Genomic DNA, 963 nt, shown 5'->3' on the forward strand with positions numbered 1-963 from the left:
CTTCGCATGCATGATGCGGCCGATGAGGTTCATGAGAACCTGGGCGGCCAGGATGGCGGTTCCGCCGGTATGGTCGTAGTCGGGCGCGACCTCGACCAGGTCGATGCCGACGATGTCGCCGCGCTTGGCCAGTGCCGCCAGGATCTCCAGCACTTCGTAATAGATGAAGCCGCCATGCGAGGGCGTGCCCGTGCCCGGCGCAATCGACGGATCGAAGCCGTCGATGTCGATCGTCACATAGTAGCGCGCACCGGCCGGGATACGGTCGACAACCCCGTCCGTGCCCAGCGCCCGGATCTGCCGAACCGACAGGATGTCGGAGCCCATCCTGCGGGCATCCTCGTAACCTTCCTTGGCCGTCGAGGAGACGTTACGGATGCCAAGCTGCGACAGGCCGCTGACATAGGACTTTTCCGCCGCGCGGCGCATCGGATTGCCATGGCCGTAGCGCACGCCGTGGCGCTCGTCGACGAAGTCGAGATGGGCGTCGATCTGCACGATATGGATCGGGCCGTTCTTCTCGCAGTCCTCGGCAAAGGCGTTGATGCAGGGGATGTTGACCGAATGGTCGCCGCCCAGCACCACCGGCAGTGCGCCGGCTTCCAGGATCTTGCGCACGCCGAACTCGATATTGGCATGGCTCTTCATCGTGTCGGTATGCACGATGTCGGCATCGCCGATATCGACGATGGAGACGTCGCCGCTCGGCAGGTAGGTGACGTCGTCCTCATGGTCGTAGGCGCCGCCATGGCCGAAGGAGAACAGGGTGGAGGCTTCGCGGATGGAGCGCGGTCCGAAGCGGGTGCCGGCGCGCCACTGGGTGCCGCAGTCGAAGGGCGCGCCAAGGATCGCGACATCCGCGTCGATGGCGTCCCAGTTCGGCTGGTAGGGATATTTGCCGAAGGTGCAGATGCCGACAAACGGCAGGTTCAAACGTCCGGTCTCGTACGAATTGCTGGTCAT

General features: G+C 64.2%; 1 protein-coding gene. It reads right to left on the reverse strand.

Translation table 11 applies throughout. The features are described 5' to 3' along the window. Window positions 1–963 (reverse strand): agmatinase (speB, locus tag V8U06_RS29145; protein WP_427143641.1); only part of this gene is annotated, 963 nt, incomplete at its 3' end.

The organism is Shinella sp. G-2 (genome assembly GCF_050172695.1).
In the GTDB taxonomy this organism is placed as follows: Bacteria; Pseudomonadota; Alphaproteobacteria; order Rhizobiales; family Rhizobiaceae; genus Shinella.